This window comes from Janthinobacterium sp. GW460-12-1-14-LB5, from assembly GCF_059423585.1.
This window is the reverse complement of sequence record NZ_JBWKYD010000011.1, coordinates 153200-174068: the sequence shown is the minus strand read 5'-3', so window position 1 is coordinate 174068 and position 20869 is coordinate 153200. Positions and strand designations below refer to the sequence as shown.

Sequence of the window (20869 nt, the reverse complement as noted above, 5' to 3'; positions counted from 1 at the left end):
CAGGATAACTGGAGGCAACGGTGGTGGAAGCGGAAGTATCGGCGGTGATCAAGGCGCAAAGCCTGGCCTTGCAAAACATGCGCGTCGTCATGCGCGCGGCGCAGCGGCATTCGGCACAGGTCGAAAAGCAATGCGGCGTGTCGGGCGCGCAATTGTGGGTGATGCAGGAATTGCTGGAGCGGCCAGGCCTGCGCATGGGCGAGCTGGCAAGCAAGATGTCCATCCACCAGACGACGGCCAGCAACCTGGTCGAGGCGCTGGTGAAAAAAGCCTATGTGCGCAAGGCGCGCGACCAGCCCGACCAGCGCGTCGTGACGCTGACCCTGACGGTGGAAGGGCATGCCGTGATCGCCGGCGCGCCGCAGCCGGCGCGCGGTTTGCTGCCCAGTGCGCTGGCGCAGCTCGATGCCGCCAGCCTGGCGCACCTGAACCAGGGCTTGAGCGCCTTGCTGGCCGTCGTCGCCCCCGATGACAGGCAGGCGGGCATGCAGCCGTTTCCGTTCACCATGTAGTCGCCGGCAAGCGTGTGGCCGGGCCGCTCCGCTTGCCCTTATCATCGGCGCTGTCGCAGTGTTGATGAAAGCATACCTTGAAGATCGTCATTCCCGTTTTGCTGGCTACCGTCCTGGCCGGTTCATCCCTTTCCATGGCCACTGAGTCGGCCACCCGATACTTCGACGCGGATTATCAGCCTGCCGGGCGGGCCGCCGCCATGTACGAGCAGCGCGCGCCGCTGCGCCACGACGCGGGCCGCCAGGCCTGGCACTGGCAGCTGCATTTCGCGCAGCCGCCAGGCAAGCTGCACATGGATGCCTGGCTGCGCGACGCGGATCCGGAGTCGCCCGACTACGTCCACCAGCGCAGCGTGTATTTCGCCGATGGCCAGCCGGCGCTGCTGGAAGAGCGCAACGGCGAGGGCGACTTCGACGGCGTGAACGTCGCCTGGTATGCGGATGGCACGCTAAAAAGCCGCAAGGCTTACCGCGGCGGCGAGTACGAGGGCTTGCATAGCCACTACCATGCGAATGGCCAGCTGAGCCGTGAATTGCGGTACCAGGCGGGCCAGCCTGCCGATGGCGAATACCTGAGCTTTGACGAGCGTGGCCAGGTCAGCAACCGCGCCCATTTTGCCGATGGCGTGCTGTCGGGCGAAGTGACAGCGTTTCATCCGAATGGCCGGCTGGCCGAGCGCGGGACGTACCTGGAGGGTCAGCGCACCGGCCTGTACGAGGCCTGGTGGCCGGACGGCCGCGAAAAAGCGCACCTCCATTACGTGCATGGGGAAAAGCACGGGCTGGAGCGCAACTGGGCCGAGGACGGCACGCGCACCGTCTGCGCATGGCAGGACGGCAGCTTGCTGCGCCCCTGCAGCCATTTTTAGTTCGGTGGCGCCGGTAGCCGTTGCAGCTGCAGCTGCGCCAGCGCGCCGTACAGCGGTTCGCTGAGCACGCGCGAGACGGTGCTGGCCACCACCGCGCAAGCCATCAGGCTCAGCACCATGCCGTGGCCGTCGACCATTTCCATGACGATGATAAACGCCGTCAGCGGCGCCTGCGTGGCGGCGGCCAGGAAGCCCACCATGCCCAGCGCGATCAGCGCGGGCGCGTGCGGATAGTGCAGCAATTGCGCAATGTCATGCCCGATGCCGGCGCCGATGGCCAGGGATGGTGCAAAGATGCCGGCCGGCACGCCCGACCACACGGTCAGCCACGTCGCCACATATTTGAAGGCCACAAAGGCCGGTGCCGCGTCGCTGGAACCTTCCAGCATGGCGCGCGTGGCCACGGTGCCGCTGCCGAACGTGGCGCCGTGGCTGGCGATGCCGATGGCCGCCACCAGCAAACCGCAGACGGCGGCGAACAGCACGGGCCGGCCTGTTCTCCACGCGGACAATTTCCCCAGCGGATTGCCCCGGGCGGACGCCAGCAGCAGCCGCGCAAACAGGCCGCCGGCCACGCCCGCGACCAACGTTACCAATAAGCCTGGCAGTGCCAGCGCCAGGCCGATGGGGCCCGGATGGATGATGCCGAAATGGGTGGCATTGCCGTGGATGGACACGGCCATCATGCCGGCCAGCACGATGCCCGCGACGATCAAGCCGCTGTTGCGCTGCTCGGGCGAGCGCGACAATTCCTCGATGGCAAACATGACGCCCGCCAGCGGCGTGTTGAAGGCGGCCGCGATGCCGGCCGCGCCCCCTGCCACCAGCAGCGAGTGGGCGCTCACCTGCGAGTGGCGCGGCAGCCAGCGCCGCGCGGCGAGCATCACGCCGGCGGCGATCTGCACGGACGGGCCTTCGCGCCCCAGAGATAATCCCCCCAGCAAGCCGCCCGCCGTCAGGCCGATTTTCGCGGCACTGAGTTTCAGGGACACGAACAGCGAGCGCTGTTCCGGCGCCACGGCCGGGTCCAGTGCCGCCATCACTTGCGGGATGCCGGAACCGGCCGCGCCCATGGCGTAGCGGCGCGTCAGCCAGACGAGCAGGGCGGCGCAAGCGGGTGTCCACAGCAGGGCGAACCACCAGGCCTTGTCGTTAAAAAAGAGAAAACAATCGAGCGCTGTTTCCGCCAGCCACGTAAAGCCCACGACGACGAGGCCCGCGACGGCGGCCATGCCGACGACGACGGCGCGCGACCACCACAGGCGCGGGTTGGCAAATTCATGCTTGAAGGCAGAGGGGATGTCGTGCAAGTGCTTCATTGCGGCAAGTCCTGGAAGGGGCGCGCAAGGCGTCGGGGAGACTTGCCATTATATAGATGTATTTGATCAAATGTATTTGCGGGGTTTTAATGGTGGAACTTCAGTTGTGGAACTGCTACACGAACAGTTCGCGCCGCGCGCTCTGGCTGATGGCGACGGTGGCCGGGTGGCTCAGGCGGCGTTCCGTGGTGATTGCATACACTTGCTCGACGAGGCTGTCGACCCGCCCCAGCGCCACCACGCCATGCTGTTCGCAGACCTGGGGCGCGATCACGGTGGGGGCGAAGAACAGGCCGGCGCCGGACTGGCCGAACGCTTGCATCATGGCGCTGTCGTCGAATTCGCCGACGATGCGCGGGTGCAGATTGTGCTCGCCCAGCCATTGCAGCAGGCGGCCGTAGATGGCGAAATCCTCGCCCGGCAGCAGCAGCGGCGCGCCGTCGAGGCAGCGGGGAAAGCCGCCTTCCAGGGTGGCGGCCAGCGCCGGCGTGCCGAACAGGGTCATGCCGCTTTCGCCCAGCAGGTGGTTGTAGCCGCGCACGCTCAAATGGGACGGCATGGGGCGATCGGCGATGATCAGGTCCAGCCGGTGCACGGCCAGGTCCGCCAGCAGGCTGGCCAGCCGGCCTTCGCGGCAGATCATGCGCAGCGGTTCGGCCAGGCCCAGCGCCGGTTCGACGAGGCGGCAGGCGATCAGTTTCGACACGGAATCGGCGCAACCGACGCGAAACGTGGTCGTCGCCGTGCGCGACTGGTCGCGCACGATTTCCAGCAATTCATCGCCCGTGCTGAAAATCTCTTCCGCATGGCTGAGGATGCGCCTGCCCGTCTCCGTCAATTCCAGCTTGCGCCCGCTGCGGCGGAACAGTTCCACGCCCAGGGTGTCGGCAAAGTCGCTGAGCTGGCCGGAAATCGATTGCGGCGTCAGGTGCAGCTGCTCGGCCGCGCGGGCGATGCTGCCCGTCTTGGCCACCATCCAGAAATAGCGCAAGTGCTTGAAGTTGAGTGTCGACATATTTGTTCCCGGCAAATTAATGCATCGACTTTTTCGATGTATTCGTAAATTATATTCGATTTGTTCGATGTTTATATTCAGCCTATGATGACTGCTCAATTCATGCAAGGAGAATGCCATGGGCATCAGGATACAGACAGATTATTGCGGAGGCCGCCGATGAACGGCCTGGAGAGCATTGCAACGGCGCCCATGTGGGCCGGTTTCATCGCCTTCGTCCTGCTGATGCTGGCGCTGGACTTGTTCGTCTTCGGCGGCAACAAGGCGCACAAGGTGGGCGTCAAGGAAGCGGCGACGTGGTCGCTCGTGTGGGTCAGCCTGGCCCTGCTGTTCAACGGCGGCCTGTGGTGGTATCTGAACGGCACGGCCGGTCCCGAGATCGCCAACCAGAAGGCGCTGGAGTTTTTCTCCGGTTACCTGATCGAGAAAGCGCTGTCGGTCGATAACGTGTTCGTCTTCCTGCTGATCTTCAGCGCCTTCCAGGTGCCGATCCAGTACCAGCGCCGCGTGCTGATCTATGGCGTGCTGGGTGCGATCGTCATGCGCGCCGTGATGATCATGGCCGGCGCGTGGGTGGTGAGCGAGTTCAGCTGGGTGCTGTACCTGTTCGGCGCTTTCCTGTTGATTACCGGCATGCGCATGCTGGTGGCGGCCGATGCGGAACCGGACGTGGCGAACAACCCCGTGCTGCGCTTTGCCCGCCGCCACTTGCGGGTGGCCGATGGCGACCACGGCGAGCGTTTCTTCGTGGCAAAGGGTGGTTTGCGCTATGTCACGCCGCTGTTCCTCGTGCTGATCCTGATCGAGGTGACGGACCTGGTGTTTGCGGTGGACTCGATCCCGGCGATCTTCGCCATCACGACGGATCCGTTCATCGTCTTCACGTCGAACCTGTTCGCCATCATGGGCTTGCGTGCCTTGTACTTCCTGCTGGTGGACGTGGCGGACCGCTTCCACATGCTCAAGTATGGCCTGGCGATGGTGCTGGTGTTCATCGGCGCCAAGATGCTGGTCATGCCGTGGTACCACGTGCCGGTGGAAGCGTCGCTGCTGGTGGTGGCGGTGCTGATCGTATCGAGCTGCGTGGCGAGCGTGTTCATCACCCGCAGCGACAAGAAGTAAACAGCGAGTTTAACAACGATATGGCGCGCCCCGCACGGCGGTGGCGCGCTTTGTAAACCAACAATGGAAAGTAAAGATTATGCGTACCTATGAAATGAACAGTCCCCAGGCAGCGGGACGTATCCTGGCCCTGATGATGGTGGTCGATGGCAACCTGGCCAGTGCCGAGCTGCAGGCCATGCACCGCAGCAAGATCCTCGAGCATATCGACCTCGAACCGGCCGCCTTCCAGCAACTGCTGCAAGACCTGTGCGACGATATGCTGACCTCGACCGTGCATGGCGCCGTGCAACTGGCCCATGGCGTGATCGACAGCCTGCTCGATGAAATCACGGATCCGGACTTGCGCCGCAAGCTGCTGCAAGCCATGTGGAAGATCGCCGACGCGGACGACTGGCTGGCCGATGGCGAAGCCGTGCTGCTGGCCCGCGCCAGCGCGGCATGGTCGGCGGAAACGAATTTCCGCGCGCATGCCGCTTGATGCACATCAAGCCGTCTTATGCCCCATGGCAATGACGGCGGCGCCGGCCAGGGCCAGGCCCACGCCCGTCATATCGGTCCAGGCGGGCGTGACGCCGTCCACCAGCCACAGCCATCCCAGCGCCGTGGCGATGTAGATGGCGCCATACGTGGCGTAGACCCTGCCGCTGGCGGCCGGGTGCAGGGTCAGCAGCCACACGAAGAGCAAGAGGCTGACGGCGGCCGGCAACAGCAGCCAGGCGCTGCCCTTGTTGCTCAGCCACAGCATGGGCAGGTAGCAGCCCAGCAGTTCAGCCACGGCCGTGACGGTAAACAGCCCGAAAGTGCGGGCAAGACTGGTCCACTCGATGGCGTCGTTCATGGCATTCCTGTTTTTTCAGTCGGGCCGCCATTGTAGCCGGGCGAACCTTCATTGAGCTGCAGGGCAACATACAGCAGCAGGCGGTCATCCGTGTCGTCCAGGTCCAGCCCCGTCAGTTCGGCGATCTTTTGCAGCCGGTAATCGAGCGTGTTGCGGTGGATGTGCAGCGCCCTGGCCGTGGCCATCGGGTGGCTGTGGTGGCGGAACCAGGCGGCCAGGGTGCGCATCAGGGTGCCCGCCTTGCGGTCGTGCGCCTGCAGGCGGGCCAGGGTCTGGCGCAATTGCTCAGCCTGCCAACCGTCCTGCAGGCCGGACAGCAGCACGGGCAGGCTCAGTTCCAGATACGAAAAAGTGGCTTGCGCGCCATCGCGGGCGCGTCCCACGCGGGCCGTCTGCTTCGCCGATTCATAGGACGCCGTCGCCCCGTCGAGGCCCGGCAAGGCCACGCCCATGGACAGGGTGGCGGCCGGCGCGAGCGCCTGCTGCGCCACCTGGTGCAGTTCGAGCAGGCGCTGCCTGGCCTGTGCCGCGCGCGCCTGCTGCGGGCCGCTGGCGGGAAAGGCGTCGAGCAATACCAGTTCGCCTGGCGAGACGACGGCCATCAGCAGGGCAGGCCAGCGCGCCGACAGGTCGGACTGCACTTGCTGCAGCTGCGTCAGCACCTGGTCCAGCCGCTCGCCCGGGCCTTCTCCCGCATCGGGAATTTCCAGCACGAACATGGCGCGCGGCACGCGCAGATCGACGGCCAGGCGCGCCGCCCACGCCTGCATGCTGGCGTCCGAAATGCCCGTGCGGTAGACGAGCTGGAACACGAATTCCTCGCGGTAGCGCTTTTCGTGCTGCAACTCGCTGAGCAGCCGCGCCTGCTCCAGCATCATTTCCGCCATGGCGCGCACCAGTTCGCCGAACTGGCGCACGGCATCGGGCTCGCCCGTCAGGCCCAGCACGCCGCAAATCTCGCCGCGCACCGTCAGGGGCAGGTTGATGCCGGCCCGCGTGCCGGGCAGCCTGGCCATGTCGGCCGCGCCGATTTCCACGCTGGCGCGCCGGGCCAGCGCCAGTTGCGCGCCCGGATGCAGGTCGCCCACGCGCTGCGGGTCGCCGCTGGCCAGGATCACGCCGCGCGCATCGATGACGTTGACGCTGAACGGGATGATGTGCATGGTGCGCCGGACGATGTCCTGCGCCAGGGGGAAATCGATGCTCGGCATGGCTGGTCGCCTTATGGTTTTGTGCATTTGCATGGAATCATCGGATTAAACACTATATTTCTTCGTGCATCCGCCCGATGACTGTTTCTGCCGGCGATTGTACGATGGGCTGCTCGTATCCCATAAAAAAATACTCAGGAGACACCCATGACCACCCAACCAGGCGCCAGCCTGCCCGCCGGCGCGTCCGCGCAGGACCGCGTGCGCGAAGGCGCCTACCGCAAGGTCACCTTGCATCTGATCCCCTTCATCTTCATTTGCTACCTGTTCAATTACCTGGACCGCGTGAATGTCGGCTTTGCCAAGCTGCAAATGCTTGATGCGCTGCAATGGAGCGAAAGCGTGTACGGCCTGGGCGCCGGTATTTTCTTCATCGGCTACGTGGCCAGCGGCGTGCCCAGCAACCTGCTGCTGCACCGCCTGGGCGCGCGCAAGGTCATCGGCACCCTGATGATCGCCTGGGGCATCGCCTCGGCCTGCCTGATGTTCGTCACCACGCCGGCCGCGTTCTACTCGCTGCGCTTCATCACGGGCGTGTTCGAGGCGGGCTTCTTCCCCGGCATCGTGCTGTACTTTACGAACTGGTATCCCGCTTCGCGCCGGGGCCGCATCATGGGTCTGTTCATGTCGGCCATTCCCATTTCCGGCTTGCTGGGCAGCCCCTTGTCGGGCTGGATGATGCAATCGTTCGCGGGCCACGGCGGCCTGGCCGGCTGGCAATGGATGTTCTTGCTGCAAGGCATCCCTACCGTGCTGCTGGGCTTTCTCGTGTACGTGCTGCTGAACGACGGCATCGCCCAGGCGAAGTGGCTGAATACGGAAGAAAAGCAGCTGCTGCGCGCCGACCTCGACGAGGACGAACGCCAGCGCCGCAACGGCGCGAATACGGCCGACACCTTCGCCAGCGTCTTGCGCAACAAGCACGTGTGGATGCTGGGCCTCGTGTATTTCTGCATCCAGATGGGCGTGTATGCGATCAACTTCTGGCTGCCCACCATCGTCAAGTCGCTGGGTTTTGCCAGCCCCGTCGCCGTGGGCTGGATCAGCGCCATTCCCTACCTGTGCGCCAGCATCTTCATGATCTGGGTGGGCCGTTCGGCCGACAGGCACAAGGAACGCCGCTGGCATTTGAGCGGTCCCCTGCTGATGGCGCTGTGCGGCTTGCTGCTGGCCACCCAGGCGCACGGCAACGTGGTCGTCGCCCTGATCGGCCTGTCGCTGGCGACCATGGGCGCGCTGTCCGGCCTGCCCATGTTCTGGCCGCTGCCCACGGCGTTCCTGGGCAGCGCGGCGGCGGCCGGCGGCCTGGCGCTGATCAATTCGCTGGGCCAGGTGGCCGGCTTCGTCAGCCCCTTCCTCGTCGGCTGGATCAAGGATGCGACGGGCGGCACCGACGTGGCCCTGTATATTCTTTCCGCAGTCATGCTGCTGGGCGCCATACTGGTGCTGCGCGTGCCCGCGCGCATCGTGAATCGCTAAGTGAATCGCTAAGTGAACCGTTGAACGAACCTGCCATCGAACCGGAGGAATTGACCATGACGACCACCGCCGTGCCGCGCGCCTTGCTGCAAGCCATGTTCCACGCTGCCATCGAGGCGGCGCAGCCATCGCACTGCATACCGCCCCATCTGCCGCCCGCGCCCAAGGGACGGCTGATCGTCATCGGCGCCGGCAAGGCCTCGGCCGCCATGGCGCAAGCCGTGGAACAGCACTGGCCGGGGCCGCTGTCCGGGCTGGTCGTCACGCGCTACGGCTATGCCGTGCCCTGTGAACGCATCGAGATCGTGGAAGCGTCGCACCCCGTGCCGGACCAGGCCGGCATGGACGCGGCGCGCCGCATGCTGGATCTGGTCGCCAACTTGCAGGCGGACGACACGGTGCTGTGCCTGATCTCGGGCGGCGGCTCGTCGCTGCTGGCCTTGCCGCTGGACGGCATCAGCCTGGAAGACAAGCAAGCCTTGAACCGCGCATTGCTGGCGTCGGGCGCCACCATCGGCGAAATGAATTGCGTGCGCCGCCATTTGTCCGCCATCAAGGGCGGCCGGTTGGCGGCCGCCTGCCATCCGGCGCAAGTCATCACCCTGGCCATCTCCGACGTGCCTGGCGACAAGCTGGGCGATATCGCTTCCGGCCCCACGGTGGGCGACGCGACGACGTGCGAAGATGCGCTGGCCATCGTGCGCCGCTATGGCATGGACTTGCCGGACAGCATAAGAGCAACGCTGGAAAGCGGGCGCGGCGAATCCGTGAAACCCGGTGATCCACGGCTGGCGCGCACGCGCACGACCCTGGTCGCCACGCCGCAGATGGCGCTGGAAGCGGCCGCCGCCGTGGCGCGCGCGGCCGGCGTCACGCCGTATATATTAGGCGACAGCCTGGAAGGCGAGGCGCGCGACGTGGGCAAGGTCATGGCCGGCATCGCGCTGCAAACGGCCGTGCGGGGCCAGCCGTTTCCCGCCCCGTGCGTGCTGCTGTCGGGCGGCGAAACGACGGTCACCGTGCGCGGCAATGGCCGCGGCGGGCGCAACGTGGAATTTTTGCTGGCGCTGGGCATCGCGCTCGATGGACAAGCGGGCATCCACGCGCTGGCCGGCGACACGGATGGCGTCGACGGCCAGGAAGAGATCGCCGGCGCGCTTCTGGCGCCCGACACCCTGCAACGGGCCTGGGCGCTGGGCATCAAGCCCCGCGACAGCCTCGACAACAACGATGGCCACGGCTTCTTCCAGGCGCTGGGAGACGCCGTGATCACGGGCCCGACATTGACGAATGTCAATGATTTCCGGGCCATCCTGATTACCTGATCAGTTAAAACCTTCCAGGACGATTTTTCCCTTCGCCGTATTGCTCTCCAGCAGGGCATGCGCGCGTTTCAAATTCGCCGCATTGATCGTGCCGAAGCGCTCGGCCACGGTGGTCTTGATGATGCCCGCATCCACCAGCTGCGCCAGTTCTTCCAGCAAGGCATGCTGCTGGACCATGTCGGCCGTCTGGAACAGGGAACGGGTAAACATCAGTTCCCAGTGCAGGGACACGCTCTTGCCCTTGAACTTGCGCACGTCGATGTGCTCGGGGTCGTCGATCAGGGCAAATTTCCCCTGCGGCGCGATCAATTCGACGATCTGTTCGAAATGCTTGTCCGTCTGGTTCAGGCTGATGACGTAATCGACGGGCGGCAAGCCCAGGCGCGTGATTTCGGCGGCCAGCGGCAGGCTGTGATCGATCACGTGGTGCGCGCCCAGTTGCTTGACCCAATCGGCCGTTTCCGCGCGCGACGCCGTGCCGATGATGGTGACGCCTGTCAATTGCCGCGCCAGCTGCACCAGCACGGAACCGACGCCGCCGGCCGCGCCGATCACGAGCAACGACTTGCCGGTCAGGCTCTTGTCGCGGCTGAGCTGCAGGCGGTCGAACAGCAGTTCCCAGGCCGTAATGGCCGTGAGCGGCAGGGCGGCGGCCGCAGCGAAATCGAGGCTGGCCGGCATGTGACCGACGATGCGCTCGTCGACTAATTGAAATTCGCTGTTGCTGCCGGGGCGGTTGATGGCGCCCGCGTACCAGACTTTATCTCCCACCTGGAACAGGGTGACGTCGGGGCCGACGGCCGTGACGACGCCGGCCGCATCCCAGCCCAGCACTTCCGGCTGGCCGTCTTTCGGCGCGCGGTTCTTGCGCACCTTGGTGTCGACGGGGTTGACGGAAATGGCGTGCACGGCGACGAGCAGGTCGCGTCCCGTGGCGGCGGGCACGGGCAGCTCGATGTCGAGCAGGGCGTCGGCATCCGTGATGGGCAGGCTGTGGTGGTAGGCGATGGCTTTCATGTGCTTCCTCGTTGAGTGGATACCGTATGATGGTCGTATTGTCGCCTTGAAAAAAGGGGGCGCGTACCGAAACACTTTCAAAGGAATGTTGAAAATTGCTGCGACTCGATGACTTGCAGGTGTTTGTGCGCACGGCCGACCGGGGCAGTTTGTCGGCGGCCGCGCGCGAGATCGGCATCTCGCCCGCGCTGGCCAGCGCCGCCGTCAAGCGCCTGGAAGGGGAACTGGGCTTGCGCCTGCTGGCCCGCACGACCCGTTCGCTGAGCCTGACGCCGGAAGGCACGCAATACCTGGAACATGCGCGCGAAGCCTTGCGCCTGCTGCGCGCAGGCCACGACGCACTGCTGGCCGGCAAGGACAGTTTCGGCGGAACCTTGAAAATTGCCATGCCTTCCGACCTGGGCCGCAACCTGATGCTGGGCTGGCTGGACGAGTTCCAGTTGCGCCATCCAAAGCTGCAGTACCAGCTCAGCGTCAGCGACCGGGTGGCCGACATGGTGCGCCAGCAAGTCGACGTGGCCCTCCGCTATGGCCAGCAAGACGATTCGAGCCTGATCGCCATGCCGATCGCCCCCGCCAATGACCGCGTGCTGGTGGCCTCGCCCGCTTACCTGCGCGAACATGGCCCGTTGCTGGCGCTGGAGGACTTGTCGCAGCGCAATTGCCTGCGCTTCGCACTGGAAGACGGCTTGCACGACCGCTGGACTTTTTACCGCCTGCCCCAGCGCGAGCAGGTGACGGTGTCCGTCAGCGGCAACCGCAGCGCCGACGACGCCGACCTCGTGCGGCGCTGGGCCGTGGCGGGCCTCGGTATCGCCTGCAAATCGCGGCTCGATGTGGCAGGCGACCTGGCCGCCGGGCGCCTGCAAGCGCTGTTGCCCGAGGTGGCGGGCGAGGCCACGCCCCTGCACCTGGTCTGCACGCACCGGGCGCAAGTGACGCCGCTGGTGCTGCAGCTGCGCGATTTCCTGCGCGACAAGTGTGCGGAATTAATAAAATAGCATTATTAATTACAACTCGTTGCAAATGGCAATCATGCGCGGGTCAAGCTGGGCGTACCCTCAGGCATTCTGCATGAAACCGCTTGAAGGATAGCCATGACCCCCAACCGATTATTGCCGACGGTTTTGATGTCCCTGCTGCTGGCCGGCTGCACCGCAACGCAACCTGCCGCCCAGGCCGATCATCGCGCGCCGGCCAGCGCCGCGCAGGACATTGCCATGCTGCAAAGGGTCAGCTGGGGCGTGAACGGGGGCAGCGTGCGCCAGCTGCAGCAGCAAGGCTGGAATGCCTGGCTGCAGGCGCAGTTGCATCCAGGCAAGGCCAGCCTGCCGCCCGCCGTGCAGGCGCAGATCGACGCCATGACCATCAGCCAGGTGCCGCTCGATCAGCTCGTCATGTCCGTGGAGCAAAAGCGCAAGGCGTCCGCCGGCGTCATGGACGACATGGCGAAGCAGCAGGCGCAAAAGGAGTATCAGCAGGAACTGAATCGCCTGGCGCGCGAGGCGGCCACGCGCTCGCTGTTGCTCGACGTGTATTCGACTAACCAGTTGCAGCAGCAATTGAGCTGGTTTTGGCTCAACCATTTCAGCGTGCATCAGGGCAAGCACAACTTGCGCGCCATGGTCGGCGATTACGAGGCGAATGCCATCGCGCCGCATGCTTTGGGGAAATTTCGCGACTTGCTGGGCGCCACCGTCCACCATCCTGCCATGCTGCGCTACCTGGACAATGAAGCCAATGCCGTCAAGCGCATCAATGAAAACTATGCGCGCGAGCTGATGGAGCTGCACACCCTGGGCGTCAACGGCGGCTACAGCCAGACCGACGTGCAGGAACTGGCGCGCATCCTGACCGGGGTGGGCGTGAACCTGGGGCCGGAGACGCCGAAGGTGAAACCGGGCTTGCAATCGCAATACGTGCGCCGCGGCTTGTTCGAATTCAATCCGAACCGCCACGATTACGGTGATAAACAATTCCTGGGGCAAACGGTGAAGGGCAGGGGACTGGCCGAGCTCGATGAAGCGCTGAACCGCCTGAGCCGCAGTCCCGCCACCGCGCACTTTATCAGCGGCAAGCTGGCCCAGTATTTCGTCGGCGACAATCCGCCCGAAGCGCTGGTGGCGCGCATGGCGGCCACCTTCCGGCAAAGCGACGGCATGATCGCCGACGTGCTGCAGACCATGTTCAGCAGTCCCGAGTTCAGGCAATCGCTGGGCAAGAAATTCAAGGACCCCATGCATTATGTGGTGTCGGCCGTGCGCCTCAGCTATGACGACAAGCCCATCCTCAACGCGGCCCCCATGCTGAGCTGGCTCGCGCGCATGGGCCAGCCCCTGTACGGGCGCCAGACGCCCGATGGCTATCCCTTGACGGACGCTGCCTGGGCCAGCCCCGGCCAGATGACGACGCGCTTCGATATCGCCCGCACCATCGGTTCGGGCAGCGCCGGCCTGTTCAGGACGGAGGGCCCGCAGCCGCAGGAAAAAGTCGCGTTTCCCCAGCTGGCCAGCGCTCTGTATTACCAGTCGCTGCAGCCAGGCCTGAGTCCGGCCACGCGCCAGGCCCTGGACCAGGCCGCCTCGCCGCAGGAGTGGAATACATTTCTGCTCTCTTCGCCGGAAATGATGCACCGCTAAAACGCCTGCCAAAACCTGCTGCGCGTCGCGACTTGCGGCCTGCGATGCTCACTGTGCATTCGCACAGTTCCGCGTCTCGGCCACAATTCACTGCCGCTCGCTACGGTTTTGTTCACGCGTTAAATACTGAAAGGAGTTGCCATGAACCGTCGTGACCTGTTGAAAGCCCTGGCCGCCGCGCCCTTGCTCACCCATGCGGGCAGCCTGCTGGCCGCGCCCGCCACGGATGCGAAGCTGCTGTTCGTCTTCCTGCGCGGCGGCTATGACGCGAACAATCTGCTGGTGCCGGTCGGCAGCGATTTTTACTATGCATCGCGGCCGAATATCGCCATCGCGAAACCCGGTGAAGACAACGGCGCGCTGGCCTTGAACGGCGACTGGGCCCTGCATCCGGCCTTGCGCGAGAGCATCTACCCCATGTTCACCGGCGGCGAGGCGGCCTTCATCCCGTTTGCGGGCACGACGGATTTGACGCGCAGCCATTTCGAGACGCAGGACAGCATCGAACTGGGACAGGAGATCGGCGGCCGGCGCGATTTCCGCTCGGGCTTCTTGAACCGGCTGGCGCAAAGCCTCAATGGCAGCAAGCACGCCATTTCCTTCACGGACCAGCTGCCGCTGATCTTCCAGGGCGGCGTGCAAGTGCCGAACATGGGGCTGCGCTCCGTGGGCAAGTCCGGTATTGATGCGCGTCAAAGCCAGCTCATCGCCGCCATGTACCAGGGCACGCCCTTGCAGCAACCGGTCAGCGCGGGCTTTGCCGTGCGCGCGGACGTGAGCCGGGAATTGACGGGAGAAATGCAGGCGGCCAACCGCAACGCCATCAGTACCAAGGGTTTTGAACTGGAAGCGCAGCGCATCGCCCGCTTGATGAAGGACAAATACAACCTCGGCTTCGTCGACGTGGGCGGCTGGGATACGCACGTGGGGCAGGGCGGCGCCAACGGCTACCTGGCGGGGCGCTTCGACGAATTGGGGCGGGGCCTGGCCGCGTTTTCGCAGGAAATGGGCAGCGCCTGGCGCAATACCGTGGTCGTCGTCGTCAGCGAATTTGGCCGCACCTTCCGCGAAAACGGCAACCGCGGCACGGACCATGGCCACGGCAGCGTCTTCTGGGTGCTCGGTGGCGGGATCAAGGGCAGGCAGGTGGCGGGCGAGCAGGTGGCGATTTCGCAGGCGACGCTGTTCCAGAACCGCGATATGCCCGTGCTGAATGAATACCGGGCCGTGCTGGGCGGCTTGCTGCGCCGCACCTTCGGTCTGACGCCGGCGCAACTCGATCACGTGTTTGCCGGCGTCAAACCGGTGGAGCTGGGACTCGTGTAAATCAGCGAACCTCCGTGTTACGCTACGCCTGCGCAACTGGCGCGTAACCAAGCCCCGTCCCTGTCCCCGGTGCGGGGCATGAATGGAGTGGTATGACCGATACCCAGCGCGACATCGTCAGCGCAGGCTTTTCCCTGGCCCTGATCGCTGTGACGGCCTTCGTCATGCAGCGTTTCTTTTTGCCCCTCGTGTGGGCTGGCATCCTGTGCGTGGCCACCTGGCCCCTGTACCTGCGCGTGCGCGCGGCGCTGGGCCAGCGCACCCTCATCGCGGCAGCCGTGCTGACCCTGGCGTTTGCCTGCATCTTCATCATTCCCGTGCTGTTCGGCGTGGCGCAGGCGGCGCGCGAAGTGCCCGTGCTGGCCAATTTCGTCGTCCATGCGAATACGGATGGCTTGCCCGTGCCGGACTGGGTGGCGCACATTCCGCTGGCGGGCAGCGCCATCGGCGACTGGTGGCAAGCCACCCTGAGCCAGCCCCACGGCCTCGGCCACTTCTTTGCGGGCAGCGCCGTGGGCGGCTTTCACTCCGCGCGCGACATGCTGAAAGTCCTCGGCGCGGACGTCTTCCACCGCCTCGTCGACTTCGGCCTGGCGTTTTTATGCCTGTTTTTCTTTTACAAGGATGGCGAAGCGCTGACGCGCCAGATCACGGCCGTCGGCAGCCATTTCCTGCGCCCCGAACGGTGGGGCCGCTATGCGCAAAAGATTCCGACGGCCATCCGCGCTACCGTCAACGGCCTGGTGCTCGTGGGGCTGGCCGAAGGCGTGCTGATCGGCTTCGCCTATGCGATTGCCGGCTTGCCGTCGCCGGCCCTGTGGGCGTTCGCCACGGGCATCCTGGCCATCATCCCATTTGGCGCGCCGCTCGCTTACCTGTGCGCGGCCGCCTTGCTGGTGTTCCAGGGCAATGTGGGCGCCGCCATCGGCGTGGCCGCGTGGGGTACCGTGGTGCTGTTCGTGGCCGACCATTTCGTGCGTCCTGGCATGATCGGCAACGCTACCCGCTTGCCCTTCCTGGCCGTGCTGTTCGGCATTCTGGGCGGCGTAGAAACCCTGGGCCTGGTGGGCCTGTTCATTGGCCCCGTCGTGATGGTGTTGTTCGTGACCTTGTGGTACGAGGCGAATGTGTTTGACGATAAAACACCTGCCAGCCCGGCCGCACCGGAACGCACGCAGTAATGAGGGGTCGGCCAGCGTTGCCGCCGGCCGGTACTGGCGCGCTCCCGGCGTGGCCGGGCGGAGCTGACTTTAGAACAGGGTGCAAGCACCATGCTTTAAAGGCATTCTTAATGCGCCTTGGATAGAATGAGGAGCCAACGGCGCATCAGCAGCACTTCAACATAGCCCGGCTCGATGCCCGTACCGCACTCGATCAAGGGATTGACGGTGTAGTAGCGCTTGCGGAAGTCGCGGCAGACGAGGATTTCGCGCTTGCCCATGCGGACGAGGAAAGAGCTTGGGGCGTATTCCAGGCCGAACCGTGAGCCAAAACCGCTATTCAATGTTGCCATGACAATTCCTTTGAGGGAGATGTGTTGAACGAGTCATCAGAATAGCATAACTACTGTATGAAAACACAGCTACTGTATGAATAAACAGTATTTTTTTACTGGTGTGGTTTTTTTGATCATCGCCAGGGACATGAAAGAGAGATGAGTTTGCAAGAGAAAAATGACATGGGCATGACCACGGGCTGGACCCTTAAACTGCGGCGCTTCGTCGAGGCGCGCCTGTCGCCCGAGGGCGAGCTGGGCCTGCACATGACGGTGGGCGTGGCGCTGATGCTGGTCGCCATCGTGGTCTTCCACGAGATCGCCGAAGCCGTGATGGGCATGGCCCGGATCACCGTGATCGACTTGCAGGTGGCGCAGTGGTTCAACCAGCATGCCGTGCCGTGGATCACCAGCTGCCTGCTGGTCGTCACGCATATGCATGGCGTGATCGGCGCCATCACCCTGGCTACCTTGCTGGGCTGGTATCTGCACCGCAAGGGCGCCAATTACTGGCTGTTTACCCTGGTCATCACCATGCCGGGCGTCATGTTTTTGAACCTGCTGTTAAAGTACATTTTTGTCCGCGCGCGGCCCAGCTTTGACGAGCCCATCCTGCAGACGGCCTTGAGCACGTATAGCTTTCCCAGCGGCCATACGGCCACGTCGACAGCCCTGTACGGTCTGCTGGCCGCCTACCTGATTTGCCAGACGGCACCGGGCGCCTGGGGCAAGCGCATCGCCATCGCGCTGGCAGCCTTCCTGATGGCGGCGCTCGTCGGCTTCAGCCGCATTTACCTGGGCGCGCATTACCTGAGCGATGTGCTGGCGGCCATGGCGGAAAGCTATGGCTGGCTGGCCATCTGCATCGCCGGCGTGTCGACCCTGCGCCGCCGCCGGCATATCCGGCAAACCAGATAAGGGGAGTGATCCTGAGCAAGATTGCAGTCATCATCAATGCGGGCGCCGGTTGCGGCTATGCGCCCGACTGGGCGCAGCAGCTCGAAGCGCAATTCCTGGCCGTGGGCCTCGATGCCGCCATCACCCTGGCGCAAAGCGGCGCCGAGATGATCGCCACGGCCGAGCAAGCCTTGCGCGATGGCGCGCCCATTGTCGTGGCCGGCGGCGGCGATGGCACCATCAATGCCGTCGCCTCCGTCGTCGTCGGCAGCGGCACGCCGTTTGGCGTCTTGCCGCTAGGCACCTTGAACCATTTCGCCAAGGATCTGAATATTCCCCTCGCGCTGGAGGCGGCCATCGCCAATGTGGCGCAGGGCGTGCGACACCAGGTCGACGTGGGCGACGTCAATGGCCGCATCTTTCTGAACAATTCCAGCCTGGGTTTGTATCCCGATATCGTGCGCGACCGCGAAAAGCAGCAGCGCCGGCTGGGACGGGGCAAGTGGCTGGCGTTCGGCTGGGCGCTGGTGGCCGCCTTGCGCCGCTATCCGTTTCTCAGCGTGCAATTGAAACTCAACGATGCCGTGCATGCGCGGCGCACGCCTTTCGTCTTCATCGGCAATAATGAATACCTGATGGAAGGCTTGAATATCGGCGAGCGCGAACGGCTCGATGGAGGCCAGTTGAGCCTGTACGTGGCGCAGCGTCCGGGCCGCCTCGGCTTGCTGAAGCTGGCCTTGCACGCGCTGTTCGGCAAGTTGTCGCAAGCCAAGGATTTCGACGTGCTGACGGCCACCGACCTGGAAATCGCCACGCGGCACCGCCGCCTGCGCGTGGCCACCGATGGCGAAGTGACCGTCATGAATACGCCGCTGCAGTACCGCATCCGTCCCGCCGCGCTGGACGTGATCGTGCCCATGCCGGCGCCAGCCCAGGAGTAGGCCATGCGTACCCTCGTGCATTTATCTGACTTACATTTCGGCAAGGTCGATGCGGCCCTGCTGGCGCCCCTGCGCGCGCTGGTCGAGCGCCTGGAACCGGACGTGGTCGTCGTCTCGGGCGACCTTACCCAGCGGGCCCGCAGCGTGCAATTCCAGCAGGCGCGGCACTTTCTCGACAGCTTGCCGGGGCCGCAGATCGTGGTGCCAGGCAACCACGACGTGCCCCTGTATAACGTCTTTTCCCGCTTCCTGACGCCGCTGGTGAAGTACCGGCGCCATGTGACGGATGACCTGACGCCCGAATATATCGATGAGGAAATCGCCGTGCTGGGCATCAATACGGCCCGCTCATTGACGTTCAAGGATGGCCGCATCAGCCATGAGCAGATCGATTTCCTGCGCGAACGCCTGGGCCGTTTGCCGCCCGGTTTGACGCGCATCATCGTCACGCATCATCCGTTTGACTTGCCCGAGCATTTCGACAAAGATGACCTGGTGGACCGCGCGCCGCTGGCACTGCAAATGTTTTCCGAATGCGGCGTGGATTTATTGCTGGCGGGACACTTGCATGCCAGCGTGGCGGGCAACACGGCCGAACGCTACAAGATCGCCGGCTACGCCGCCCTGATGGTGCAGGCGGGCACGGCCACGTCGACGCGGGGCAGGGGCGAGTCGAACTCCTTCAACGTGCTGCGCGTGGAAAACAGCTGCATCCGGGTCGAGCGCTACAGCTGGAGTGACGAGAGTGCCGATTTTGAAAAGGTCAGCACGGAAGCGTTTGAACGCCAGGGCGGGGTGTGGGCCAGTTTGCGGCCGCTGTGAGGCGCCGCATGCGCGCGATGGATTATTGACTACAGATGGCGTGCCGGATCCATGCGGTCATGCAAAATGCGCACGATGGCAATGCCATAGTGAGTGATGCGGAAATAAATCATGTGCCGTCCCACTTTGCGGCGCCGGTAGCCGGGCCGGATCTGCTCGCATGCCGGTGCCGTCTCGGGCGTGCGCGCCAGCTCATCGAAGGCCGCCGTCATGTTGTCAAGATAAGCACTGGCCTGCTGCACGCTCCACCGCTGCGACGTATACGCCCAGATCGCCTCAAGATCATGCTCGGCGGCGGGCGTCAGCCGGTATTTAGCCATGCGCTGCCAGCATTCTCTGCTTGAAAGCCCTGGCGTCGAAAGGCTGGGGTTCGCCGCTGGCCTCGCCTTCCACCAGCGCCGCGCGGATCGCATCGAGTTCGGTGCTGCGTTCCTGTTCACGCCGGATCAGGTCGCGGATGTACTCGCTGTCGTTGGTATAGCGCCCGGCGTCAATTTGCGCCTTGATCCAGTCGTCCTGCTGCTCCGTCAAGGTAATGGTCTTGCGCACGGTGCCCATGGTGGTCAGCTCCAGAGATGAGTAGTACGACGATCATCATACTATTGGTGCAATATAGTGCATATCTATGCAAATATCCAGTTCCTGCAAGGCGCTTACAGCCAGTAATTCATGAAACGGGCCGCCCACTCCTTCATGCGGTCCGCAATGGGCCGCGTTTCCCATTTCGCCTTGGTGATTTCTTCCGAATCGCGCAAGTCTTCCTGGAAGGCGTTTTCCATTTCGCGGCCGAAGCTGTCGCCCAGCACGATCACGTTCAGCTCGCTGTTGTGCAGGAAGCTGCGCATGTCGATGTTGGTCGAGCCGACGGTCGACCAGGCGCCGTCGATGACGGCCGTCTTGGCGTGCAGCACGGCCAGTTTCAAGTGGAAGATGCGGATGCCGCCGGCCAGCAGCTGGTCGTACAGCGCGTGTCCCGCATGAAACACGAGGCCGCTGTCGGACACGCCGGGCAGCACCACGGTGACGTCCACGCCCCGTTTCGCGGCCGCCACCAGCGCGTCGACCGTCTGCTGGTCGGGCACGAAATAGGCGGACGTGATGTGGATGGATTTCTTGGCTTCCTGGATAGCTAAAATATACGCCTTGTAGATTTCAAAGCCGCCGTCCGGTTCGCTGGCCACCACGCGCACCAGCTTGTCGCCCACTTCGGACAGCACGGGGAAATAATTGGCATCCGGCAAGTCGGCCTGGTCTTGCTGGGCCCAGGTGCGGATGAACAGCCACTGGAAGGCGGCCACGGCCGGGCCTTCCACTTTCACGTGCGTGTCGCGCCAGCCCACGTCCTTCTTGTCGGTAGCCTTTGATTTCGAGCGGAATAGCGAGCTTTTCGCATAGGTATCGCTGATATTGATGCCGCCCGTAAACGCCGTCTTGCCGTCGACGATCAGCACCTTGCGGTGGTCGCGGTTGTTGATCTTCCAGTCGTCGCCCTTGAGCTTGGCGGGATTGACGGGATTGAAGGCCACCAGGTGCACGCCGGCCGCGCGCATGCGTTCGAAAAACGCCTGCGGCACGCCGATCGTGCCCACGCTGTCATAGATGACGTTGACCGTCACGCCCGCTTGCTGCTTCTCGATCAGCATGTCGGCGAATTTCAGGCCCAGCGGGTCCTGGTCGAAGATATACGTTTCCAGGTTGATGCTGTTCTTCGCTTCGCTGATGGCCTGGAACATGGCGGCCATGGTTTGCGGGCCGTCAAACAGCAGGGTCACCTTGTTGCCCTTGATCAAAGGCACGCCCGTGGCCGCCTCTTCCAGCGCGGCCTGGGTCTTCAAGTCCATGCCGGACCTGGCCCAGCGCTTGTTGAGCAGGGCGGCCCGGCTGTTGACGTTCAGCAAGGCGCCCTTGCCCGTGATCACATTGGGCTTGGCCACCGGTTCCAGGGTGGTATTGAGATTCTTGACATTGGGCAGCGAGGCGCATGCAGCCAGGGTCCAGCACAGCAGTAGGGCGGTGAGACAGGGTTGCATGCGCCTGGC

The 20869-nt window shown here is 64.2% G+C and carries 22 protein-coding genes; 13 read left to right on the top strand and 9 right to left on the bottom strand.

The window, feature by feature from the left end:
- The first annotated feature begins 23 nt into the window (after positions 1-23).
- Positions 24-512 carry a MarR family winged helix-turn-helix transcriptional regulator gene (locus tag AC07X6_RS13680; RefSeq protein WP_494791309.1) on the top strand — a complete coding sequence of 163 codons (489 nt, stop codon included), beginning with the start codon at positions 24-26 and terminating at the stop codon, positions 510-512.
- A 77-nt stretch (positions 513-589) separates the two neighbouring features.
- Complete coding sequence (locus AC07X6_RS13675; RefSeq protein ID WP_494791308.1) at positions 590-1381, top strand: toxin-antitoxin system YwqK family antitoxin; 792 nt, start codon at positions 590-592, stop codon at positions 1379-1381.
- On the opposite strand, the gene AC07X6_RS13670 is transcribed toward AC07X6_RS13675, so the two are convergent.
- Complete coding sequence (locus tag AC07X6_RS13670; protein ID WP_494791307.1) at positions 1378-2700, bottom strand: chloride channel protein; 1323 nt, start codon at positions 2698-2700, stop codon at positions 1378-1380. The two genes, AC07X6_RS13675 and AC07X6_RS13670, sit on opposite strands and share 4 nt — an antisense overlap.
- A gap of 115 nt (positions 2701-2815) precedes the next feature.
- Complete coding sequence (nhaR, locus tag AC07X6_RS13665; protein ID WP_474290242.1) at positions 2816-3715, bottom strand: transcriptional activator NhaR; 900 nt, start codon at positions 3713-3715, stop codon at positions 2816-2818.
- 159 nt (positions 3716-3874) lie between these two features.
- Here nhaR and AC07X6_RS13660 point away from each other — a divergent pair, with 159 nt between their 5' ends.
- Both AC07X6_RS13660 and AC07X6_RS13655 read left to right on the top strand, forming a co-directional pair.
- Positions 3875-4837, top strand: a complete 963-nt coding sequence (locus AC07X6_RS13660; protein WP_329958086.1) for a TerC family protein — start codon at positions 3875-3877, stop codon at positions 4835-4837.
- Between the two features lie 79 nt (positions 4838-4916).
- Entirely contained in the window at positions 4917-5318 is a 402-nt protein-coding gene (locus AC07X6_RS13655; RefSeq protein ID WP_230541801.1) for a TerB family tellurite resistance protein, read from the top strand.
- Positions 5319-5324: 6 nt separating this feature from the next.
- Here the strand turns inward: AC07X6_RS13655 and AC07X6_RS13650 are convergent, their stop codons facing one another.
- Positions 5325-5678, bottom strand: a complete 354-nt coding sequence (locus AC07X6_RS13650) for a YnfA family protein (RefSeq protein ID WP_474290244.1) — start codon at positions 5676-5678, stop codon at positions 5325-5327.
- Positions 5675-6889 (bottom strand): sugar diacid recognition domain-containing protein, encoded by a 1215-nt coding sequence (locus tag AC07X6_RS13645; RefSeq protein ID WP_230541799.1) that lies wholly within the window; start codon positions 6887-6889, stop codon positions 5675-5677. The genes AC07X6_RS13650 and AC07X6_RS13645 overlap by 4 nt, the downstream gene beginning before the upstream one ends.
- A 147-nt stretch (positions 6890-7036) precedes the next feature.
- On the opposite strand from AC07X6_RS13645, the gene AC07X6_RS13640 reads away from it, so the two are divergent.
- Entirely contained in the window at positions 7037-8368 is a 1332-nt protein-coding gene (locus tag AC07X6_RS13640; RefSeq protein ID WP_494791306.1) for an MFS transporter, read from the top strand.
- A 56-nt stretch (positions 8369-8424) separates the two neighbouring features.
- Positions 8425-9693, top strand: coding sequence for a glycerate kinase type-2 family protein (locus AC07X6_RS13635; protein ID WP_494791305.1), 1269 nt, complete (start codon positions 8425-8427; stop codon positions 9691-9693).
- Here the strand turns inward: AC07X6_RS13635 and AC07X6_RS13630 are convergent, their stop codons facing one another.
- Complete coding sequence (locus AC07X6_RS13630) at positions 9694-10710, bottom strand: zinc-binding alcohol dehydrogenase family protein (RefSeq protein ID WP_494791304.1); 1017 nt, start codon at positions 10708-10710, stop codon at positions 9694-9696.
- A gap of 95 nt (positions 10711-10805) precedes the next feature.
- Between AC07X6_RS13630 and AC07X6_RS13625 the strand changes: the two genes are divergently transcribed.
- From AC07X6_RS13625 to AC07X6_RS13610, 4 genes are all read left to right on the top strand, one after another.
- On the top strand, positions 10806-11711 hold the full coding sequence (locus tag AC07X6_RS13625) for a LysR family transcriptional regulator (RefSeq protein WP_474290247.1): 906 nt from the start codon (positions 10806-10808) through the stop codon (positions 11709-11711).
- A gap of 96 nt (positions 11712-11807) precedes the next feature.
- Complete coding sequence (locus tag AC07X6_RS13620; protein WP_494791303.1) at positions 11808-13349, top strand: DUF1800 domain-containing protein; 1542 nt, start codon at positions 11808-11810, stop codon at positions 13347-13349.
- A gap of 141 nt (positions 13350-13490) precedes the next feature.
- A complete protein-coding gene (locus tag AC07X6_RS13615) occupies positions 13491-14675 on the top strand; it encodes a DUF1501 domain-containing protein (RefSeq protein WP_474290250.1) in 1185 nt (394 codons plus the stop codon).
- Between the two features lie 92 nt (positions 14676-14767).
- On the top strand, positions 14768-15856 hold the full coding sequence (locus AC07X6_RS13610; RefSeq protein WP_494791302.1) for an AI-2E family transporter: 1089 nt from the start codon (positions 14768-14770) through the stop codon (positions 15854-15856).
- A 107-nt stretch (positions 15857-15963) separates the two neighbouring features.
- Here AC07X6_RS13610 and AC07X6_RS13605 read toward each other — a convergent pair whose 3' ends face one another.
- Complete coding sequence (locus AC07X6_RS13605) at positions 15964-16188, bottom strand: hypothetical protein (RefSeq protein WP_010396348.1); 225 nt, start codon at positions 16186-16188, stop codon at positions 15964-15966.
- A gap of 141 nt (positions 16189-16329) precedes the next feature.
- Here AC07X6_RS13605 and AC07X6_RS13600 point away from each other — a divergent pair, with 141 nt between their 5' ends.
- Genes AC07X6_RS13600 through AC07X6_RS13590 form a run of 3 tightly spaced genes read left to right on the top strand, consistent with a single transcriptional unit; the run spans position 16330 to position 18830 of the window.
- Complete coding sequence (locus AC07X6_RS13600) at positions 16330-17088, top strand: phosphatase PAP2 family protein (RefSeq protein ID WP_494791301.1); 759 nt, start codon at positions 16330-16332, stop codon at positions 17086-17088.
- Between the two features lie 5 nt (positions 17089-17093).
- Complete coding sequence (locus tag AC07X6_RS13595) at positions 17094-18008, top strand: diacylglycerol/lipid kinase family protein (protein WP_494791300.1); 915 nt, start codon at positions 17094-17096, stop codon at positions 18006-18008.
- A 3-nt stretch (positions 18009-18011) separates the two neighbouring features.
- Positions 18012-18830: a metallophosphoesterase family protein gene (locus AC07X6_RS13590; RefSeq protein ID WP_230541789.1), complete on the top strand. Its 819-nt coding sequence runs from the start codon at positions 18012-18014 to the stop codon at positions 18828-18830.
- Positions 18831-18859: 29 nt separating this feature from the next.
- On the opposite strand, the gene AC07X6_RS13585 is transcribed toward AC07X6_RS13590, so the two are convergent.
- The 3 genes from AC07X6_RS13585 to cls form a co-directional block, all read right to left on the bottom strand.
- Positions 18860-19150, bottom strand: a complete 291-nt coding sequence (locus AC07X6_RS13585; protein WP_474290255.1) for a type II toxin-antitoxin system RelE/ParE family toxin — start codon at positions 19148-19150, stop codon at positions 18860-18862.
- Complete coding sequence (locus AC07X6_RS13580) at positions 19143-19388, bottom strand: type II toxin-antitoxin system ParD family antitoxin (protein ID WP_230541787.1); 246 nt, start codon at positions 19386-19388, stop codon at positions 19143-19145. The genes AC07X6_RS13585 and AC07X6_RS13580 overlap by 8 nt, the downstream gene beginning before the upstream one ends.
- Positions 19389-19483: 95 nt before the next feature.
- The gene (cls, locus tag AC07X6_RS13575; protein WP_494791299.1) at positions 19484-20860 is read right to left on the bottom strand and encodes a cardiolipin synthase; all 1377 of its coding nucleotides are present in this window, start codon (positions 20858-20860) and stop codon (positions 19484-19486) included.
- Between the last annotated feature and the right edge of the window lie 9 nt (positions 20861-20869).

Excerpts from the sequence above, each read along its gene's own strand:
- AC07X6_RS13670 (WP_494791307.1), bottom strand. The coding sequence starts at position 2,700 with ATGAAGCACTTGCACGACATCCCCTCTGCCTTCAAGCATGAATTTGCC.
- nhaR (WP_474290242.1), bottom strand. The coding sequence starts at position 3,715 with ATGTCGACACTCAACTTCAAGCACTTGCGCTATTTCTGGATGGTGGCC.
- AC07X6_RS13660 (WP_329958086.1), top strand. The coding sequence starts at position 3,875 with ATGAACGGCCTGGAGAGCATTGCAACGGCGCCCATGTGGGCCGGTTTC.
- AC07X6_RS13655 (WP_230541801.1), top strand. The coding sequence starts at position 4,917 with ATGCGTACCTATGAAATGAACAGTCCCCAGGCAGCGGGACGTATCCTG.
- AC07X6_RS13650 (WP_474290244.1), bottom strand. The coding sequence starts at position 5,678 with ATGAACGACGCCATCGAGTGGACCAGTCTTGCCCGCACTTTCGGGCTG.
- AC07X6_RS13645 (WP_230541799.1), bottom strand. The coding sequence starts at position 6,889 with ATGCCGAGCATCGATTTCCCCCTGGCGCAGGACATCGTCCGGCGCACC.
- AC07X6_RS13640 (WP_494791306.1), top strand. The coding sequence starts at position 7,037 with ATGACCACCCAACCAGGCGCCAGCCTGCCCGCCGGCGCGTCCGCGCAG.
- AC07X6_RS13635 (WP_494791305.1), top strand. The coding sequence starts at position 8,425 with ATGACGACCACCGCCGTGCCGCGCGCCTTGCTGCAAGCCATGTTCCAC.
- AC07X6_RS13630 (WP_494791304.1), bottom strand. The coding sequence starts at position 10,710 with ATGAAAGCCATCGCCTACCACCACAGCCTGCCCATCACGGATGCCGAC.
- AC07X6_RS13620 (WP_494791303.1), top strand. The coding sequence starts at position 11,808 with ATGACCCCCAACCGATTATTGCCGACGGTTTTGATGTCCCTGCTGCTG.
- AC07X6_RS13615 (WP_474290250.1), top strand. The coding sequence starts at position 13,491 with ATGAACCGTCGTGACCTGTTGAAAGCCCTGGCCGCCGCGCCCTTGCTC.
- AC07X6_RS13610 (WP_494791302.1), top strand. The coding sequence starts at position 14,768 with ATGACCGATACCCAGCGCGACATCGTCAGCGCAGGCTTTTCCCTGGCC.
- AC07X6_RS13605 (WP_010396348.1), bottom strand. The coding sequence starts at position 16,188 with ATGGCAACATTGAATAGCGGTTTTGGCTCACGGTTCGGCCTGGAATAC.
- AC07X6_RS13600 (WP_494791301.1), top strand. The coding sequence starts at position 16,330 with ATGAGTTTGCAAGAGAAAAATGACATGGGCATGACCACGGGCTGGACC.
- AC07X6_RS13590 (WP_230541789.1), top strand. The coding sequence starts at position 18,012 with ATGCGTACCCTCGTGCATTTATCTGACTTACATTTCGGCAAGGTCGAT.
- AC07X6_RS13585 (WP_474290255.1), bottom strand. The coding sequence starts at position 19,150 with ATGGCTAAATACCGGCTGACGCCCGCCGCCGAGCATGATCTTGAGGCG.
- AC07X6_RS13580 (WP_230541787.1), bottom strand. The coding sequence starts at position 19,388 with ATGGGCACCGTGCGCAAGACCATTACCTTGACGGAGCAGCAGGACGAC.
- cls (WP_494791299.1), bottom strand. The coding sequence starts at position 20,860 with ATGCAACCCTGTCTCACCGCCCTACTGCTGTGCTGGACCCTGGCTGCA.